We start from the raw sequence: 20,652 nt of genomic DNA, 5'->3' as shown, positions 1-20,652 counted from the left end.
TTCCCGCCTTCGCGGGAACGACGCATTTGAGAATTTAATCACCTCTGGAGTGATACATGAAAGCACTGCTCGATCTATTCAAGCAAGTACAGACGAACGAGACCTTTGACGCGATCAAGATCGGTCTCGCCTCGCCTGAAAAAATCCGTTCGTGGTCCTACGGCGAAGTCAAAAAGCCGGAAACCATCAACTACCGTACCTTCAAGCCCGAGCGCGACGGCCTGTTCTGCGCCAAGATCTTTGGCCCGATCAAGGACTACGAGTGCCTGTGCGGTAAATACAAGCGCCTGAAACACCGCGGCGTGATCTGCGAAAAATGCGGCGTCGAAGTCACGCTGGCCAAGGTGCGCCGCGAGCGCATGGGCCACATCGAACTGGCGTCGCCAACGGCCCACATCTGGTTCCTGAAGTCGCTGCCGTCGCGCCTGGGCATGGTGCTCGACATGACGCTGCGCGATATCGAACGCGTGCTGTACTTCGAAGCATATGTCGTGACCGATCCCGGCATGACCCCGCTGAAGAAATGCCAGATCATGTCGGAAGACGACTACGCCGCCAAGTACGAAGAGTACGGCGACGACTTCACCGCCTTCATGGGCGCCGAAGGTATCCGTGAACTGCTGCGCTCGATCGACATCCACCGCGATGCCGAGACCCTGCGCGTGGAACTGAAGGAATCGAAGTCCGAAGCGAAGATCAAGAAATACGCCAAGCGTCTGAAAGTGCTGGAAGCGTTCCAGCGTTCGGGCATCAAGCCCGAGTGGATGATCATGGAAGTGCTGCCGGTGCTGCCACCGGAACTGCGCCCGCTGGTGCCACTGGACGGCGGCCGTTTCGCGACCTCGGACCTGAACGACCTGTATCGCCGCGTGATCAACCGTAACAACCGTCTGAAACGCCTGATGGAGCTGCGCGCGCCAGAGATCATCACGCGCAACGAAAAGCGCATGCTGCAGGAAGCAGTCGATTCGCTGCTGGACAACGGCCGTCGCGGCAAAGCGATGACCGGCGCCAACAAGCGTCCGCTGAAATCGCTGGCAGAAATGATCAAGGGTAAGGGCGGCCGCTTCCGTCAGAACTTGCTCGGTAAGCGCGTCGACTACTCGGGCCGTTCGGTCATCGTGGTGGGTCCGCAGCTGAAACTGCACCAGTGCGGCCTGCCGAAGCTGATGGCCCTGGAACTGTTCAAGCCGTTCATCTTCAACAAGCTGGAACTGATGGGTCTGGCTACGACCATCAAGGCTGCGAAAAAGCTGGTGGAAATCCAGGAACCGGTGGTGTGGGACATCCTGGAAGACGTGATCCGCGAACACCCGATCATGCTCAACCGTGCACCAACGCTGCACCGCCTCGGTATCCAGGCGTTCGAGCCGGTCCTGATCGAAGGTAAAGCGATCCAGCTGCACCCACTCGTTTGCGCGGCCTTCAACGCCGACTTCGACGGTGACCAGATGGCGGTGCACGTGCCGCTGTCGATCGAAGCGCAGATGGAAGCGCGTACGCTGATGCTGGCGTCGAACAACATCCTGTTCCCGTCGAACGGCGAACCGTCGATCGTTCCTTCGCAGGATATCGTGCTCGGTCTGTACTACGCGACCCGCGAAGCGATCAATGCGAAAAACGAAGGCATGCTGTTCCCGGACGTGTCGGAAGTCATCCGTGCCTACGACAACAAGGAAGTGGAACTGACCACCCGCATCACGGTGCGTATCGTCGAGAATCCCAAGGATCCGGCGACGGGCGAGTTCGTCCGTACGCTGACGCGTTACGAAACCACGGTCGGCCGCGCCATCCTGTCGGAAATCCTGCCGAAAGGCCTGCCTTTCTCGGTGCTGAACCGCGCGCTGAAGAAGAAGGAAATTTCCAAGCTGATCAACACTTCGTTCCGCAAGTGCGGTCTGCGCGCGACGGTCGTGTTTGCCGACCAGCTGATGCAGTCGGGCTTCCGTCTGGCAACCCGCGCCGGTATTTCGATCTGCGTGGACGACATGCTGGTACCGCCACAAAAAGTCACGCTGATTTCGGCTGCAGAGTCCGAAGTCAAGCAGATCGAGCAGCAGTACGCTTCGGGTCTGGTGACCGCTGGCGAGCGCTACAACAAGGTGGTCGACATCTGGGGCAAGACCTCGGACGAAGTCGGCAAGGCCATGATGGACCAGCTGAAAGTGGAAGACGTCGTCAAGCGCGACGGCACCAAGTCGACCCAGGAATCGTTCAACGCGATTTACATGATGGCCGACTCGGGCGCCCGTGGTTCGGCAGCGCAGATCCGCCAGCTGGCCGGTATGCGCGGTCTGATGGCCAAACCGGACGGTTCGATTATCGAAACGCCGATTACCGCGAACTTCCGCGAAGGCCTGAACGTGTTGCAGTACTTCATTTCGACCCACGGTGCGCGTAAAGGTCTGGCCGATACGGCGCTGAAGACCGCGAACTCCGGTTACCTGACCCGTCGCCTGGTCGACGTGACCCAGGATCTGGTCGTGATCGAAGACGATTGCGGCACGTCCAACGGCACCGTCATGAAGGCGATGGTCGAAGGTGGTGAAGTGATCGAAGCGCTGCGCGACCGTATCCTCGGCCGCGTGGTGGTCAACGACGTCGTCAATCCGGAAAACCAGGCCACGCTGTACGAAGCCGGTACCCTGATGGACGAAGACATGGTCGAAGAGATCGAGCGTCTGTCGATCGACGAAGTCAAGGTCCGCACGCCGCTGACCTGCGACACGCGCTTCGGCCTGTGCGCCAAGTGCTACGGCCGTGACCTGGGCCGCGGCATGCTGGTCAACTCCGGCGAAGCCGTCGGTGTGGTGGCAGCGCAGTCGATCGGTGAACCTGGTACCCAGCTGACCATGCGTACCTTCCACATCGGTGGTGCGGCATCGCGTGCAGCAGTGGCCTCGTCGGTGGAAGCGAAGTCGAACGGTACCATCCGTTTCACCTCGACCATGCGTTACGTCACCAACGGCAAGGGCGCGCAGATCGTCATTTCCCGTTCGGGCGAAGTGCTGATCACCGACGACCACGGCCGTGAGCGCGAGCGTCACAAGGTGCCGTACGGCGCCACCCTGATCGTCAAGGACGGCATGGTCATCAAGGCCGGCACCGCCCTGGCCACCTGGGATCCGCTGACCCGTCCGATCATCACCGAGTACGCCGGTACCGTGCGTTTCGAGAACGTCGAAGAAGGCGTGACCGTAGCCCGTCAGGTGGACGAAGTGACCGGTCTGGCCACGCTGGTGGTGATCGACGCCAAGCGTCGCGGTTCGCTGACCAAGACCATGCGTCCGCAGGTGAAATTGCTGAACGACGACGGCCACGAAGTGAAGATCGCCGGCACCGAACACGCCGTGGCGATCGGCTTCCAGGTCGGCGCACTGATCATGGTGAAAGACGGCCAGCAAGTGTCGGTGGGTGAAGTGCTGGCACGTATCCCGACCGAATCGCAGAAAACCCGTGACATTACCGGTGGTCTGCCACGCGTTGCCGAGCTGTTCGAAGCACGTTCGCCGAAAGACGCGGGCATGCTGGCCGAAGTCACCGGTACCGTGGCCTTCGGTAAAGAAACCAAGGGCAAGCAGCGTCTGGAAATCACGGACATGGACGGCAACAAGCACGAGTTCCTGATTACCAAGGACAAGCAAGTGCTGGTGCACGACGGCCAGGTGGTGAACAAGGGCGAGATGATCGTGGACGGCCCGGCCGATCCGCAAGACATCCTGCGCCTGCTCGGTATCGAAGCGCTGGCCCGTTACATCGTCGACGAAGTGCAGGACGTGTACCGTCTGCAAGGCGTGAAGATCAACGACAAGCACATCGAAGTGATCGTGCGCCAGATGCTGCGTCGCGTTCAGATCGTCAACGCCGGCGACACCAACTACATCGTTGGCGAGCAGGTCGAGCGTTCGGAACTGCTGGACGAGAACGACCGCGTGACGGCCGAAGGCAAACTGCCGGCGACCTACGAGAACGTTCTGCTGGGTATTACCAAGGCATCGCTGTCGACCGACTCGTTCATCTCGGCCGCATCGTTCCAGGAAACCACCCGCGTGCTGACCGAAGCGGCGATCATGGGCAAGCGCGATGGTCTGCGCGGCCTGAAAGAAAACGTGATCGTCGGCCGCCTGATCCCTGGCGGTACCGGTCTGGCGTTCCACCGCGCCCGCAAAGAGAAGGAATTGTGGGAAGTGGAAGAGCGTCAAGCGCTGCTGCAAGCAGAAAAAGCTGCCATGTCCGGCGGCGATGTGGAAGTGACCGAATCGGTTACCCCGCACGGCGACGAAGCGTAATCGGCTTTCGCTCTGTCCAAAACGGCGCCTGCGGGCGCCGTTTTTTTATGGCCGGAGATTGCAGACCGCATTGCCAGAACCTGGTTTGCGCATGCTAAGATCTGGCTCATGATCGCCCAAGCCCTGTTCACCCCCGCCCAGCAAAAACTGCTGGGTTTGCTTTTTATCCGTACCTCGGACGGCTACCACCTCAACGAGATCATGCGTCTCACAGGCCTGGGCAGCGCCTCGGCCCAGCGCGAACTGAAGCGGCTGCACGACGCCGGCGTGATCGTCTCCGAGCGCATCGGCAACGTGCGCCGCTTCAAGCCGAACCGTGACTGCATCGTCTACGAGGAACTGACCAGTGTGGTCAAAAAGACTTTCGGCCTGGTCAGCGTGCTGAACTCGGCCCTGGCGCCGCTACAGCGCTCGCTCAACGTGGCGTTCGTCTACGGCGCCACGGCCAAGGAACAGGAGGGCATGAACACGCCGGTGGAGCTGCTGCTGATCGGCGAAAACACCAGCTACGGCGAGCTGCTGTCGCGGCTGCCGGTAGCCGAGCGCCTGCTGCGCCGCAAGATCAACCCCAACCTGTACACGGCGCCCGACTTCAAGCGTCGCCTGCGCGAGCAGCAGGGGTTTATTTTGCAGGTGCTGCGCGAGCAGAAGATTTATGTGCTCGGGGATGAGGCGGATCTGGAGAGAATTGTTGCCGAGGTGGCGGCAGGTGGTTGACGCGGTGGGCCAGGACACGCATCTCCGGGAGAACTGACTGCCACTGGCTAAGTTGAGCTTGCTTGACCGCTTTGCCCGGTGCGCGGAAGATGCTGCGACCTGCTATGAGCTTGTGTCGCTGCAGGAGGTTCAGGCTGTCAAACAGTGGTCGACGCCGATATGGACCGCGTTCGGTTTGCATATCTTGCTGATCGTCGTGTCGGTAGTGATGGTCGGAATCAACTCGCTTGATCTGCCAACCGGCTATGTCTTTTCCTACCCGCATATTCCGGACATGCGGATCTTTGTCGGGTCGATCGTGTCGATGCTGCTGGTGACCGTGACCTACTCTGCGGCGCACGCCACGCTGGCCGATCAGGAGCAAAAAGGGCGGCAACCGAGCGGCAAGCCCTAATGGAGCGCATCGTGCAGTGTCTCGACGACGCCAGCAGCGTCGCAAGGAACTGTTTAAGGGGAATAAAATGAGTCAATTGATCGCCAAACTGGAAACCGATCCCGCCTTGCGGGTACGCGCCGGAAAGATCGTTTCCGGCGTCATGGTCGTGGTGTCCTGCGCCGCGGTGATCATGGTCGGCTATATTTCGTGGGGAATGTGAAGCGCGTCGCGCTTCACATCAGGGCGCCATCTACACCTGGCGCCGTCGTCACGGCTGTCACTGCTGCGCAGCAATCCACCGATCCACCTTCTCCTCCAGCAGCGCCAGCGGCAAGGTGCCGTCGCTGAGCACCACTTCGTGGAACTTCGGCAGGCTGAAGCGCTCGCCCAGTGCTTCTTCTGCGCGGTGGCGCAGTTCGAGGATTTTCAGCGCGCCGATCTTGTAGCCGAGCGCCTGGCCCGGCCAGGCCATGTAGCGCTCGGTTTCGCTCCTGGCCACTTCGTCGTAGCCGAGCGTGTCGCGCATGTACTTGATGCTCTGTTCGCGGGTCCAGCCCTTGGCGTGCATGCCGGTGTCCACCACCAGGCGCGTGGCGCGCAGCAGTTCGTCGTTCAGGTGGCCGAAGTACTGGGCCGGATCGTCATATAAACCCATTTCCTTGCCCAGCGTTTCCGCGTACAGGGCCCAGCCTTCGGTGAAGGCGTTGTTGCCGCCGAATTTGCGGAAGTCGGGCAGCTTCAGTTCCTGCATCAGGGCGATGTGGAAATGGTGACCGGGCTTGCCTTCGTGCAGGAACAGCGTGGTCATGCCGGTGCTGCCGTACTTGGTCGGGTCGGTGACCACCGACCAGAACACGCCCGGGCGCGAGCCGTCGATGGCAGGCGCCGTGTAATGGTCGGAGGCCGTGTCGCGGCTCAGTTCCGGTTCCAGGCGCAGATCGAGCTTGGCCTTGGGCACCAGCGTAAACATCATCGGCAGCTTGGTGTCGAGCACGTCGTTGAGCTTGCGGTACACGGCCTGCACCTCATCCTCGCTCTTGAACGGCCGGAACTTCGGCTGCGCTGCCACCCACACCGGCAGGCCGGCGGCCGGGCCGTTGTAGCCGAGCTTGGGACCGAGCACCTCGAACTGCGACTGGATGCGCGCCACTTCGCGCAGGCCGATCGCGTGGATCTGGTCCGGCTTCAGCGTGGTGGTGGTGGCATTGGCCACGCGCGCCTGGTACCAGGCGGCGCCGTCGGGCAGGGCGCCCAGGCCGGTGGTGGTGCGGCAGGCCGGAATGTAGTCTTTTTCCACGAACGCGGCCAGGCGTCCCAGCGCCGGCATGATCTGCGTGGCGATCTGATGGCGATAGGCGTCGGTCAGGCGCGCCTTGTCGGCCGCGCTGAAGCTGGCCGGCAGGTTCTTGATCGGCGTGTAATAGATGCTATGCTCGGGCGTGTCGCTCAGCAGCTTCTTGTACTGCGGCAGGGCCGAGATCATGATCGCCCTGGGCTGGGTGATGCCCTTCTTGATGCCGTCGCGCATGTTGCTGATGGCCTGGTCGATCCAGGCCGGCATCTGGCTGATGCGGCTCAGGTAGGCATCGTATTGCGCGACGGTGGCGATCGGCTGCGACGCCTGGCCGCCCGCGTAATTGGCCAGCGTCACCGGCACGCTGTCCATCTGGTTCAACGGGAGCAGGTGCTCGGGGAAGCGTTCCATCGCGATCAGGCCGCGCAGCTCGTAGCGCAGGATGTCGTAGTTGAGCCGGTCCTCGGCATTGAGCACTTCGCGCTTGATGGCCTTCAGGCGCTGGGCGAAGTCGCGGTACATCTTGAACTGCAGGGCGCGTTTGCCGGGCGAGATGCTCAGGCCCAGCTGGTCGTCGTAGCGGTTGTCGCCGTTCTCGGTGGCGTTGATCGGCTCGAAGCGGGCGACCGCATCGTAGTATTGGTCGGCAATCGCCTGCAGCGCGGCGTGCGCGGCCGTGGCGCTGACGCGCGGCACGGGGCGGTTGTCGGCATCGGCCAGTGGCAGGGCGAAAGTATTGCTGAGGGGAATACACACCAGGGCCAGGGTGGCGGCAATGGTGGACAGGCGGGCGTGGCTGGTGAGTCGCTTCATAGGTGTTTCCTGATCCAGGTGAATACAAGCAAGTGCGCACGGCGGACGTGCGGAGCGCCGCCTAGCATAAGCCATGCTGGACAGTACCGCGCAACAAATTGTATCAACCGGGATCGCCAGTCCACGGCTTATGCCGCAGCTTCCGCGAGGCGCGTCTGGTACAGCGCGGCCACCAGGTCGGACTGGGTGACGATGCCGGCAAAGCGGTCTTCCGCATCGACGATCGGAATGTGGTGGAAGCCCGAGTTGGCCATCAGCGGCACCAGGTCGACGATCGGCGTATCGGTGCGCGCCGTGGTCGGGCGCGCACTCATGATCTGACCCACCACTTCGGCCTTGTCGGTATGGGTGACGCCGCTCTTGCGCAGGAAGCGCTGCAGCTGGCGGCGCATGCCGCTGTAGCTGTCCAGGCCGCCGTGCTCGAGGAAGTCGGTCTGGGTGACGATGCCGATCACGCGCCGCGCCCGGTTCAGCACGGGCAGGGCGGCCACGCGATGCTGGCGCATCAGCTGCCAGGCCGGCTCCAGCTCGGTGCCGAATTCGGCGCTGACGATGTCGCGCGACATGATGTCGGCGCAGGTGATCACGCCGAAGCGGCGCTGGTAGGCGCGCTGCTCGGTTTGCATGAACAGCGCAGCCAGGTCGTCGCGGCTGATGTCGAGCACCTGGTTGTACTGCTTGAGGACGGCGTCGAGGTCTTCCGTCTTGAAACCGAGCCGCACGGTGGGGGCGGCATCGCTGGTGCCATGCACATTGACGGGTGCGCTGTGCAGGTGCGGGTAGCGTCGCCCGGTCAGCTTGTTGTAGACCACGGCAGTGGCGACCAGCAGGGCAGTGTCGAGGGCCACCGTGTGCAGCACGAAGGCAAAACCTGCCGCGTGCACCACCGGGCCGCCGAGCACCGTGGTCAGCGCCACCGCGCCGCCCGGTGGATGCAGGCAGCGCAGCGAGAACATGGCGGCGATCGCCAGTCCGGCCGCCAGACCGCCAAGCAACGGCAGCGGCAGGCTGTCGCCGAGCCAGCGCACGCACGCCGCGCCCACCAGGCCGCTGACCACGTTGCCTCCGAACACAGACCACGGTTGCGCCAGCGGACTGGCCGGTACCGCAAACAGCAGGACGGCCGACGCCCCCATCGGCGCCACCATGAAGATCGACGCACCGGTCGGCGCCAGCAGATAGCGGGCGTACAGGGCGGTGATCAGCAAGCCGCACAGGGCGCCGACGGCCGCGCGCAGTTGTTCGGGAAGACCGACGTTGCTCGGACCGGGAAGCCAGCTCAATAGTGCGCGCATGGTGCCATCAGATATTTAAAAGCAGCATTATCTCACGGCATGATATGTTCAGCTCGCCACGCGTGGACCGGGACCCACGCTACTGGAGCAAGTCGAGTGGCAAGGCGGTGGTAAATTTGATCTGCTCCATCGAGAACGCCGACGACACGCCCGTCAGCTGCCCCACCTTGATCAGCCGCTTGTAAAAGGCGTCGTAGCCGTCGATATCGGTGGTGACCACCTTGAGCAGGTAATCGACATCGCCGCTCATGCGGTGGAACTCCTGTACTTCGGGCAGCGCCATGACAGCGGCGGCAAAGCGGTCGAGCCACTTGGCGTCGTGCTGACCGGTGCGCACGCTGACGTAGACCGTCACCGGCAAGCCCACCTTGCGGCGGTTGACGATGGCGACCCGGCGCTCGATATAGCCCTCGTCCTCGAGGCGCTTGATGCGTTTCCAGCAAGGCGTGCTGGACAGACCTACCTTCTCGCTGAGCGCGGCGACCGACAGGGTGCCGTCGATCTGCAGGGCGGCCAGGATGGCGCAATCGTATTTGTCGAGAGAGTGCATGGGGTTAACCGCCGTCTGAAAGGAGATTCATTCTACCCCCATTTATCAGGTAGCATAAATATGCTTTTTGATGGTGATTATGCAGGAGTTTTGGCATATTTTCTTCGGGAAATTTCGATAAACTGTTTAGTCCATATCGACCGTCCCGCACCTTTTTACATGAATAACGACATCTACCTCGATGGCAATGCCACCACCTGCGTCCTGCCCGCTGCGGCGCTGGCGGCCGCCGACATCATGGGCCAGCGCTACGGCAATCCCAGCAGTGCCCACGGCACCGGCTTGCGCGCCAAGGTCGTGCTCGACCAGGCGCGCCAGTGCGCGGTGCGCCTGCTGGGCGTCGGGGACGGGCGACTGATGTTCAACAGCGGCGCCACCGAGGGCATCCAGACGGCCGTGCTGTCGGCGCTGGTGGCGGTGCGCGAGCGCCAGGCCCGTGGCGAGCCGGTCGGCAAGTTGCTGGTGTACGGCGCCACCGAGCACAAGGCCGTACCGGAAGCGCTGGCGCACTGGAACCGCCTGCTCGGCGCCGGCCTGACCCTGACCGCGCTGCCGGTCGATGCGGACGGCCGGCACGACCTGGCGGCCTTGCGCACGCTGGCGCCGGATGCCGCCATGGTCTGCACCATGGCCGCCAACAACGAGACCGGCGTGATCAGTGACCTCGACGGCATTGCTGGCGTCCTCGCCGCCAGCGGCACGGGCGCATTGTGGATGGTCGATTGCGTGCAGGCGCTGGGCAAGCTGGAACTGAACCTGGCCGCCACCCGCATCGATTACGCGCCATTCTCCGGCCACAAGCTGCACGCGCCCAAGGGGATCGGCATGTTGTATGTGCGGGCCGGGGCGCCGTTCACGCCGCTGGTCATGGGCGGCGGTCAGGAGACGGGCCAGCGCTCGGGCACCGAGAACATGGCCGGCATCGCCGCGCTGGGCGTGGTGCTGGCCGCGCTGGAGCGGGGCGACACCTTCCCGTCCCACGCCCAGCTGCACGGCTACCGCGCGCGCCTGGCCGACGCCCTGCGCGCGGCGCTGCCCGGTACGGTGTTCAACAACGCGTTCGACAAGTCGCTGCCCACCACCCTCAATTTCGCGGTGCCGGGCGTCTCGAGCCGCGAACTGATGGACGTGTTCGACGCGGCGCGCGTGCGGGTCAGCGCGGGCAGCGCCTGCTCGGCCAGCAAGGCCGCCCCGAGTTACGTGCTCGACGCCATGGGCTTGCCGCTGTGGCGCAGCGCCGGCGCCATCCGCATGTCGTTCGGCGCCATGGTGGACGACGCCACCATCGCCACCGCGTGCGAGCGCATCGCCCATTGCGGCGCCGCGCTGCGCGCTGCCGGCATGATCGCCGACCAGCCCAGCGCCGAACCGGACGACGGCCTGCGGCAGCTGGGCACAGAAGGCGAGTGCAGCTGGCTGGTGCTGGACGCGGCCAGCCGCAGCTGCATCGTCATCGACCCGCTGCCGGCGCAGACCGCGCGCATCACGGCCATCGTGCGCGGCCACAATTACCGGGTGCAGGCCATCGTCGCGACCACTGCCCACGCCGATCACGGCGCGCTGGCGCACGCGCTGGGCGCGCACTTCGACGCCGCCGCGCCGACCGACGGCTACGGCTGGCCGGCGCTGACCGCCCACCGCCTGGTGCTGGGCAACGGCGCCGAAGTTGCCGCGATTGCCATCGGCAGCCAGGTCCTGGCGCAGGTGACCGCCGGCGAGGGGGCGCGCGCCTACCTGCTCGGTATCAAGGACGGCGCCAGCCTGCCGGCCGACATGGTGCGGTTTGCATTCACCGCCCACGGCGACCTGGCCCTGCCGGCGCTCACCACCGGGCAGACCCTGCTGTGCCCCACGCGCGATGCCCGCAACCTGCTGTGTGCAGGCCCGCTGGCAGCCGTCGCCGCCGACCTGCAACTCGACAGCAGCACGCTGGCCGCCTTCCTCGACAGCCATCCCGATGCAGTACTGATCGATGTGCGCGAGCCTTACGAGTTTGCTGCAACCGTTCCCCCGGCGCTGGCAGGCGTGGCGACCGGCAACCGCGCCGTGCAGAGCGTGCCGCTGAGCCGCCTGGTCGAGCATGCCAGTTTGTGGCTGCGGGGCAATACCCATCAGCCGCTGGTGTTCGTCTGCCGCAGCGGCAACCGCAGCATGAAGGCGGCGCAGTGCCTGCGCCGGCTCGGTCATCCGGGCAGTTACAGCCTGGCCGGGGGACTGGCGCTCGCCGCCTGATCGCTCCCTGGGAGCGCTAGGGAGAAAAACAGGGCCGCCGCGAGCGGCCCTTGTCGTTTATGTACGCAAGCGCACAGTAGCAAATTGTTACAAAGCATATCCTTGCTTGGCACACATCCTATTAAGCACCGCGCCGGCAGCATAGAGCGCGGTTTTGTCGCGCACGTCCAAGCGAGGTTTAAGTTGAACAAGTCCAGTCCCCTGCTGCCCGAGATGTCGCTCGGCTTTCGCGAATCGAACACGGCCTCGATGGTCTCCGAACAAGACGAGGATTTACCCTTACGGGCCGAGCTGTTCAGCGCGGCGCAGATGGCCGCCCACGGCCGTTCGCTCGCAGCGCACCATGAACTGAGCCAGCGCGGCGGCGGCGACCAGCTGCTGGCGCGCCTGACCGAGAACGCCGCCGTGATCGGCACCACCTGCGACGAGCTGACGGCCGCCATCAAGGACGGTCGCCAGATCACGCCGGCCTCCGAGTGGCTGCTCGATAACCTGTACCTGATCGAGGAGCAGATCCGGATCGCGCGCCGCCACCTGCCCAAGGACTACAGCAAGGAGCTGCCGCGCCTGGCCCGGGGCGCGCCGGCAGGTTGCCCGCGCGTGTACAAGCTGGCGCTCGAAGTCATTTCGCACGGCGACGGCCGCGTCGATCCGGAATCGCTGTCGCGCTTCGTGGCCGCGTACCAGGAAGTGGCGCCGCTCAAGCTGGGCGAGCTGTGGGCGATTCCGATCATGCTGCGCCTGGCGCTGATCGAAAACCTGCGCCGCGTGGCTGCCCGGGTGGCGGACAACCGCGCCGAGCGCGACCTGGCCAACAGCTGGGCCGACCAGCTGAGCGAGGAAGCCGAAAAGAACCCCAGTGGTTTGATTCTCAAGGTGGCGGACATGGCCCGTTCCAATCCGCCGATCACCAGCGCTTTCGTGGCCGAACTGTCGCGCCGCCTGCAGGGACAAAGCCCGGCGCTGACCATGGCGCTGTCGTGGATCACCAGCCGCCTGGCCGACAGCGGCCAGACCATCGAGCAGCAGATCCAGGTCGAGATCCAGCAGCAGGCTGCAGACCAGGTGTCGATCGCCAACAGCATCGGCAGCCTGCGCTACCTGGGCACCATGGACTGGCAGGAGTTCGTCGAGACCATGAGCATGGTCGAACAGACGCTGCGCCAGGACCCGGCCGGCGTGTACGGCCGCATGGAATTCGCCACCCGCGACCATTACCGCCACGTGATCGAAAATATCGCCAAGCGTTCCGACCACACCGAGCTCGAAGTGGCGCAGCAAGCCTTGCAGCTGGCGCAGGCGCATGCCGCCAGCGACAACCCGCGGCACAGCCATGTCGGGTTCTACCTGATCGGCGGCGGCCAGGCGGCGCTGGAAAAGCAGGCCGGCATGCGCCGTCCGTGGATCGAATCGTTACAGCGCACCAGCAGCGCCTCGCCGCTGACGTCGTACCTGGGCGCCATTGTGGTGCTGTCGGTGATCGCCACCGCGCTGCTGCTGGAACGCTCGGCCTTCCACGGCGTGCACGGCGCACTGCTGTTCGCCATGGGCGTGCTGGCGCTGATCGGCAGCAGCCAGCTGGCCCTCAACCTGGTCAACTGGATCACCACCAAGGTCACCCAGCCCAAGCCGCTGCCGCGCATGGACTTCGAGGACGGCATTCCGGCCGATGCGCGCGCGCTGGTGGTGGTGCCCACGCTGGTCTACAGCCACGAAAACATCGACGACCTGTGCCAGCAGATGGAAGTGCGCTTCCTGGCCAACCGCGATCCGAACCTGCGTTTCTGCCTGCTCACCGACTTTGCCGATGCGCCGACCGAAACCCTGCCTGGCGACACCGCGCTGACCGAGCATCTGCGCGCGTCGGTCGAGCAGTTGAACCGCAAGTACGCGCTGCACCTCAATGGCGATCCGGCCACGCCGTTCCTGCTGCTGCACCGGCCCCGCCTGTGGAATCCGCAGGAAGGGGTATGGATGGGCTTTGAGCGCAAGCGCGGCAAGCTGCAGGACATGAACCGCTACCTGCGCGGCGGCGCGCGCGACAAGTTTTCGCTGGTGGTCGGCGACACCACCGACCTGGAAAGCATCCGGTACGTGATCACGCTCGATACCGACACCCAGCTGCCCCGCGACGCGGCGCGCGATTTCATCTCGACCATGATGCACCCGCTGAACCGCCCGCGCGTGGACCAGGCGCTGGGCCGCGTGGTCGATGGCTACGGCATTTTGCAACCGCGCGTGGCCGTCAGCCTGCCCAGCAAGAGCGCCTCGCGCTACGAAAAGCTGTGCGGCGGCGAGCCGGGCATCGATCCGTACACCCGCACCGTCTCCGACGTGTACCAGGACGTGTTCCTGGAAGGCTCGTTCGTGGGCAAGGGCATTTACGACGTGGACGTGTTCGAGCAGGTACTCGGCCACCGTCTGCCCGACAACCAGGTGCTCAGTCACGATCTGCTCGAAGGCGCGTACGTGCGCGCCGGCCTGATGAGCGACGCCCAGCTGTACGAAGAGTATCCGAGCCGCTACAGCGACGACGTCGCCCGCCGCCACCGCTGGATCCGTGGCGACTGGCAGCTGCTCGGCTGGCTGCTGCCGCGCGTGCCGGGCCCGGGACGCCGCCGCGAGAAGAATCCGCTGTCGCTACTGTCGCGCTGGAAGCTGTTCGACAACCTGCGCCGCTCGCTGGTGGCGCCGGCGCTGGTGATCGCGCTGGTCGTGGCCTGGCGCTGGCTGCCGGCGCCGTGGCTGTGGACCGGCGCCGTGCTCACGGTGATCTTCCTGCCGCCGCTGGTGAACGCGCTGCACGACCTGCTGCACCGTCCGAAAGACACGCTGTGGGACCAGCACCTGCGCACGACCGGCAACAGCGTCGGCATCCAGCTCAGTCACGCGCTGCTGACTCTGACGTTCCTGCCGTACGAGGCGTACTTCAATCTCGACGCCATCGTGCGCAGCCTGTTCCGCATGTATGTCTCGCGCCGCCACCTACTGCAATGGCGCGCGTCCGCGCTGGCCCGTTCCACCACCAGCACCTGGATCACCATGTGGGCGGCACCCGTGACCGCACTGCTGGTCGGCGCCATGCTGCTGGCCTGGCGTCCCGCCAGCCTGGCGCCGGCCGCGCTGTTCCTGCTGGCGTGGCTGGTGGCGCCGGCGGTGGCCGACTGGATCAGCCGCCCGATCAAGCGCCGCAATGCGGACCTGGCGACCGATCAGCAGGTATTCCTGAACAAGCTGGCGCGCCGCACCTGGGCCTATTTCGACCGCTTCGTGGGACCGGAAGACAACTGGCTGCCGCCCGATAACGTGCAGGAGCATCCGAACCAGGTCATCGCCCACCGCACCTCGCCGACCAATATCGGCATGGCGCTGCTGGCCAACCTGACCGCCCACGATTTCGGCTTCATTACGGGCGCCCAGCTGGTGGCCCGTACCGGCGCCACGCTCGACACGATGGACCAGCTGGAACGCCACCTCGGCCACTTCTACAACTGGTACGACACGCAGTCGCTGCGGCCTTTGCATCCGGTGTACATCTCCACCGTGGACAGCGGCAACCTGGCCGGCCACCTGCTCACGCTGCAACCTGGCCTGACCGGCATGTACGACCAGCCGGTGGTCGGTCCGCAATACGTCGATGGCCTGCTGACGACCTTGCGCGTGCTGGAAGAAACGCTGGAAGCAGGAGACAGCGGCGCTGCCGCCGCTGCTGCCGCAACTACTGCAGCAACTGCAGCAACTGCTGCTACCGCCGCGACGACCGATGCTGCGGCAGCCGATGCTGCGGCAGCCGATGCGGCCGACGCTGTACCCGTGGCCGTCGCCGGCGCGCCGGAACTGCTGGCGGTCCAGGAAGTGCTGGCGGCGCGGCCCGACGCCAGCCACCTGCAGCAGCTGTACGCATGGCTCACGCGCGTGGTGCAGGCTGCCGACGCGCTGCAGGCCCTGGCCGCCCGCCATGTCGATCCCGATGTCGTGATGTGGAGTGCCGCGCTGGCGCAGCAGGCGCACGCCGCACTCGAAGAGCTGACCCTGTTCACGCCGTGGGTCAAGCTGCCTGCCGACACCGTGCTCGATACCAAGCTGCTGCGCGTACCGACGCTGCGCGAACTGGCAGCGCTGGCCAATGCCGGCGCCGCGATTCCCGTCACCGACCTGGCCCCGGCCGAAGTGGAGCGCCGCCAGCAGATGGCGCCGTTCCTGGAGCAGGGCGGCGCTGCGGCCCACGAGCGCATGCGCCAGCTGGCCGAACTGGCCCAGCGCAGCAATGCATTCGCGCAGATGGAATACGGCTTCCTGTACAACCCGACCACCAACCTGCTGGCGATCGGCTACAACGTCAGCGAGCGCCGTCTCGACGCCAGTTACTACGACCTGCTCGCTTCCGAAGTGCGCCTGGCTAGCTTCGTCGCGATTGCCCAGGGCCAGCTGCCGCAGGACCACTGGTTCGCGCTCGGTCGCCAGCTGTGCATCGTCGGCGGCAAGCCGGTGCTGCTGTCCTGGAGCGGCTCGATGTTCGAATACCTGATGCCGCTGCTGGTCATGCCCACGTACGAGAGCACGCTGCTCGACCAGACCTATCACTCGGTGATCGACGCCCAGATCGCGTACGGCAAGCAGCATAACGTCCCGTGGGGGATTTCGGAGTCGGGCTACAACACCACCGACGCCAACCTCAATTACCAGTACCGCGCGTTCGGCGTGCCGGGCCTGGGCCTCAAGCGCGGCCTCGGCGACGACCTCGTGATCGCGCCGTATGCCAGCATGATGGGCCTGATGGTCCAGCCGGAAGCGTCGTGCCAGAATCTGCAGAAAATGGCCGGCCTGGGCTTCATGGGCCGCTACGGCTTCTTCGAGGCGGTCGATTACACGCCGACGCGTCTGCCGCGCGGCGTCAGCCACGCCGTGGTGCGCTCGTTCATGGTCCACCACCAGGGCATGGGCTTCCTGGCCCTCAGCTACCTGCTGCACGATCGCCCGATGCAGCGCCGCTTCGAATCCGACCCGCTGCTGCAATCGACGCTGCTGGTGCTGCAGGAGCGCAGCCCGCAGATGGGCGCCTTCCATTCCACCTCGGTGGAATCGGCGGCGATCCGCACCACGGCGCCGGACGCCGGCATGCCGCTGCGCGTGATGACGGCCCACAGCACCCCGGTGCCCGAGACCCAGCTGCTCTCCAATGGCCGCTACCACGTGATGGTGACCAATGCCGGCGGCAGCTACAGCCGCTGGAAGGACCAGTCGGTGACCCGCTGGCGCGAAGACAGCACGCGCGACAACTGGGGCATGTTCTGCTACGTGCGCGACGTGGACGACGGCGAGTTCTGGTCCACCACGTACCAGCCCACGCTGGTGGAGCCGCGCCACCACGAGGTGATCTTCTCGGAAGGCCGCGCCGAATTCCGCCGCGCCGACAACGGCATCGACCTGTACACGGAAATCGTGGTCTCGCCCGAGGACGATATCGAACTGCGCCGCACCCGCATCACCAACAACTCGGATCGCACCCGCACCATCGAGGTGACCAGCTTTGCCGAAGTGGTGATGGCGCCGGCGGCCGCCGATGCCGCCCATCCGGCGTTCAGCAAGCTGTTCGTGCAGACTGAAATCCTGTCCGCTGAACACGCGATCCTGTGCACGCGCCGTCCGCGCGGCGGCAACGAAGCGATGCCGTACATGATGCACACGATGGCCGTGCACGACGCGGCTGTGGGCAGCATGTCGTACGAGACCGACCGCTCGCGCTTCATCGGCCGGGGCAATACCGCTGCCGCGCCGCAGGCGCTGCTGGCCGACGGCCTGCTGTCCGGCAGCCAGGGCTCGGTACTCGATCCGGTGGTGGCGATCCGTTGCACCATCACCTTGAAGCCCGACCAGACCGCCACCGTGGACATGGTGACCGGCATGACCGAGCAGCGCGACGCCGCGCTGCAACTGATCGACAAGTACCACGACCGTCATCTGGCCGACCGGGTGTTCGAACTGGCGTGGACCCACAGCCAGGTCGTGCTGCGCCAGCTCAACGCCACCGAAGCCGACGCCCAGCTCTACGGCCGCCTGGCCGGCTCGGTGATCTACCCGAACGCCGCGCTGCGCGCCGACGCCACCACGCTGGTGAAAAACCACCGCGGCCAGTCCGGCCTGTGGGCCTATGCAATCTCGGGCGACCTGCCGATCGTGCTGTTGCAGATCAAGGACTCGTCCAACATCGAACTGGTGCGCCAGATGGTGCAGGCGCACGCCTACTGGCGCCTGAAAGGCCTGGTGGTGGACCTGGTGATCTGGCACGAAGACCAGTCCGGTTACCGCCAGCTGCTGCACGACCAGATCATGGGCCTGATCGCTTCGGGCATCGACGCCCAGGCCATCGACCGTCCGGGCGGCATCTTCGTACGCATGGGCGACCAGATCGCCACCGAGGACCGCATCCTGCTGCAAACGGTGGCGCGCGTGATCATCAGCGACAGCCGCGGCACGCTGGCCGAACAGATCAAGCGTCCCGGTCCGCCGCTGCTGCGCATGCCGCCGCTGGCAACCGACCATCGCAATGATGCACGCAGCGAGGACCGCAGCGACGACGCCGCCGGCAGCGACGTAGTGGCAGCGCCGCGCGCCAAGCGCGTGCTGCAGCTGGAAAACGGCATCGGCGGCTTCTCGGAAGATGGCCGCGAATACGTGATCACCACCGGCGAAGACCAGCGCACGCCGGCGCCATGGTCCAACGTGCTGGCCAACGCCGGCTTCGGCACCGTGATTTCGGAAAGCGGCCAGGCCTACACCTGGCACGAGAATGCGCACGAGTTCCGTCTCACGCCGTGGCATAACGACCCGGTCAGCGACGCCAGCGGCGAAGCGTTCTACCTGCGCGACGACAGCACCGGTGAATTCTGGTCGCCGTCGGCGCTGCCGGCGCGCGGCACCGGCGACTACACCACGCGCCACGGCTTCGGCTACAGCGTGTTCGAGCACACCGAATCGGGCATCGCCACCGAGATGACCACGTTCGTCGCCACCGATGCGCCGATCAAGTACACCGTCATCAAGGTGCGCAACGATTCGCCGGTGGAGCGCAAGCTGTCCGTGACCGGCTACGTGGAATGGGTGCTGGGCGACATGCGCTCCAAGTCCGGCATGCACATCCTGACCGAGCTCGATCCGGTGAGCGGCGCGCTGTTCGCCCGCAACCAGTACAACACCGACTTCACCGGCCGCCTGGCGTTCTTCAACTGCGACGCCGCGCTGCGCACGGTCACCGCCGACCGCACCGAGTTCCTGGGCCGTAACGGCTCGCTGGCGGCGCCCGTGGCCATGCGCCGCGCGCGCCTGTCCGGCAAGGTGGGGGCGGGGCTGGACGCCTGCGCCGCCATCCAGGCGCCGCTCGAACTGCTGCCGGGCCAGGAACGCGAGATCGTGTTCGTGCTTGGCGTGGCAGGCCGCCGCAATGCCGACGCCAGTAGCATGGTGCAGAGGCACCGCAGCGTCGACGCTGCGCACGAGGCGCTGGCCGCCGTGCACGCGCACTGGGAACAGACGCTGGGCGCGGTGCACATCGAGACGCCGGAACCGGCGCTCGACGTCATCGCCAACGGCTGGCTGATGTACCAGACCATCGCCTGCCGCATCTGGGCGCGCAGCGGTTATTACCAGTCCGGCGGCGCCTTCGGCTTCCGCGACCAGCTGCAGGATGCGATGGCCACCATCCACACCAGGCCGCAGCTGCTGCGCGACCAGCTGATGCTGTGCGCCGCCCACCAGTTCGTGGAAGGCGACGTGCAGCACTGGTGGCACCCGCCGTCCGACCGCGGCGTGCGCACCAAGTGCTCGGACGACTATCTGTGGCTGCCGCTGGGCGTGTGGCGCTACGTGTCGAGCACGGGCGACCTGAGCATCCTGGAAGAGAATCTGCCGTTCATCGAAGGGCGCCTGCTCAAGCCGGAAGAGGAATCCTATTACGACCTGCCGGGGCGCTCCGGCCAGAGCGGCACCCTGTATGAACACTGTGTGCGGGCCATCCGCCACGGCCTGCGCTTCGGGGAGCACGGCCTGCCGCTGATCGGCTCCTGCGACTGGAACGACGGCATGGACAAGGTGGGCGAGCATGGCAAGGGCGAAAGCGTGTGGCTGGCCTTCTTCCTGTGCGAGGTGCTGCAGCGCTTTGCCGAGGTGGCGGAGATGAAGGACGACGACGCCTTTGCGCAGGAATGCCGCGAGCAGTCGGTCAAGCTGGCCGCCAACGTCGAACAGCATGCGTGGGACGGCGAATGGTATCGCCGCGCCTACTTCGACGACGGCACGCCGCTCGGCTCGCACAGCAACGAGGAATGCCAGATCGATTCGATTTCGCAGAGCTGGGGCGTGCTGTCCGGCGTGGCCAACCCGGTACGGGTGCGCGGCGCCATGGAACAGGTCAATCAGCGGCTGGTGCGCAGGGATTCCGGCATCATCCAGCTGCTCGATCCGCCATTCGACAAGGCCGGCCCGAATCCCGGTTATATCCGCGGCTACGTGCCGGGCGTGCGCGAAAACGGCGGCCAGTACACCCACGCCGCCATCTGGACCGCGATGGCCTTTGCGCGCCTCGGCAACACCGAGCGCGCCTGGGAACTGGCGCGCATGATCAACCCGGTCATGCACGGCGCGGACGCCGAGAACGTCTCGACCTACAAGGTGGAGCCTTACGTGGTGACGGCCGACGTGTACGCGGTGGCGCCGCACGTGGGGCGCGGCGGCTGGAGCTGGTACACCGGCTCGTCGGGCTGGATGTACCGCCTGATCGTGGAGTCGCTGCTGGGCGTCACGCGCGGCGCGCACGAACTGACGCTGGCGCCACGCATGCCGGCCGAGTGGAACGGGTTCACGCTGACCTACCGCCATGCCAGCAGTACCTACGTGATCCGCGTGGCGCGCGCCGCACCGGGGCAGGCGGCCACGCTCACCGTCGATGGCGTCACGCGCGAAGGCAATGTCCTGGCGCTGGACGACACTGGCCAGACGCACCAGGTGCAGCTGCTGCTGCCGGCCTTGCCGGCTGCGGCGGCGGCAGTGGAAGCGCCGGCCGCCGCGTCGTAAGACGTCCGCGGCGCCAG

9 protein-coding genes are annotated in these 20,652 nt (G+C 65.5%); 6 read left to right on the top strand and 3 right to left on the bottom strand.

Annotated features, from left to right (window positions below; translation table 11 throughout):
• Positions 1-56: 56 nt before the first annotated feature.
• From rpoC to ASF61_RS24305, 4 genes are all read left to right on the top strand, one after another.
• Complete coding sequence (gene rpoC / locus ASF61_RS03575; RefSeq protein ID WP_056151116.1) at positions 57-4,289, top strand: DNA-directed RNA polymerase subunit beta'; 4,233 nt, start codon at positions 57-59, stop codon at positions 4,287-4,289.
• Positions 4,290-4,397: 108 nt separating this feature from the next.
• Positions 4,398-5,006: a hypothetical protein gene (locus ASF61_RS03570; protein ID WP_056151114.1), complete on the top strand. Its 609-nt coding sequence runs from the start codon at positions 4,398-4,400 to the stop codon at positions 5,004-5,006.
• Positions 5,007-5,058: 52 nt separating this feature from the next.
• Positions 5,059-5,400 (top strand): hypothetical protein, encoded by a 342-nt coding sequence (locus ASF61_RS03565; protein WP_056151112.1) that lies wholly within the window; start codon positions 5,059-5,061, stop codon positions 5,398-5,400.
• A 67-nt stretch (positions 5,401-5,467) separates the two neighbouring features.
• Complete coding sequence (locus ASF61_RS24305; RefSeq protein ID WP_255354537.1) at positions 5,468-5,602, top strand: hypothetical protein; 135 nt, start codon at positions 5,468-5,470, stop codon at positions 5,600-5,602.
• A gap of 57 nt (positions 5,603-5,659) precedes the next feature.
• Here the strand turns inward: ASF61_RS24305 and ASF61_RS03560 are convergent, their stop codons facing one another.
• From ASF61_RS03560 to ASF61_RS03550, 3 genes are all read right to left on the bottom strand, one after another.
• The gene (locus tag ASF61_RS03560) at positions 5,660-7,489 is read right to left on the bottom strand and encodes a DUF885 family protein (protein WP_056151110.1); all 1,830 of its coding nucleotides are present in this window, start codon (positions 7,487-7,489) and stop codon (positions 5,660-5,662) included.
• Between the two features lie 128 nt (positions 7,490-7,617).
• Positions 7,618-8,784: an HPP family protein gene (locus tag ASF61_RS03555; protein WP_056151108.1), complete on the bottom strand. Its 1,167-nt coding sequence runs from the start codon at positions 8,782-8,784 to the stop codon at positions 7,618-7,620.
• Positions 8,785-8,863: 79 nt separating this feature from the next.
• Entirely contained in the window at positions 8,864-9,334 is a 471-nt protein-coding gene (locus ASF61_RS03550; protein WP_056151106.1) for an Lrp/AsnC family transcriptional regulator, read from the bottom strand.
• A gap of 159 nt (positions 9,335-9,493) precedes the next feature.
• Between ASF61_RS03550 and ASF61_RS03545 the strand changes: the two genes are divergently transcribed.
• The gene (locus tag ASF61_RS03545; RefSeq protein WP_056151104.1) at positions 9,494-11,566 is read left to right on the top strand and encodes an aminotransferase class V-fold PLP-dependent enzyme; all 2,073 of its coding nucleotides are present in this window, start codon (positions 9,494-9,496) and stop codon (positions 11,564-11,566) included.
• A gap of 213 nt (positions 11,567-11,779) precedes the next feature.
• Positions 11,780-20,635, top strand: coding sequence for a GH36-type glycosyl hydrolase domain-containing protein (locus ASF61_RS03540; RefSeq protein WP_056151102.1), 8,856 nt, complete (start codon positions 11,780-11,782; stop codon positions 20,633-20,635).
• Positions 20,636-20,652 lie beyond the last annotated feature (17 nt).

The organism is Duganella sp. Leaf126 (genome assembly GCF_001423125.1).
Lineage (GTDB): Bacteria > Pseudomonadota > Gammaproteobacteria > Burkholderiales > Burkholderiaceae_D > Rugamonas.
The sequence above is the reverse complement of the archived record's forward strand: the minus strand, read 5'-3'. Positions and strand labels throughout refer to the sequence as shown.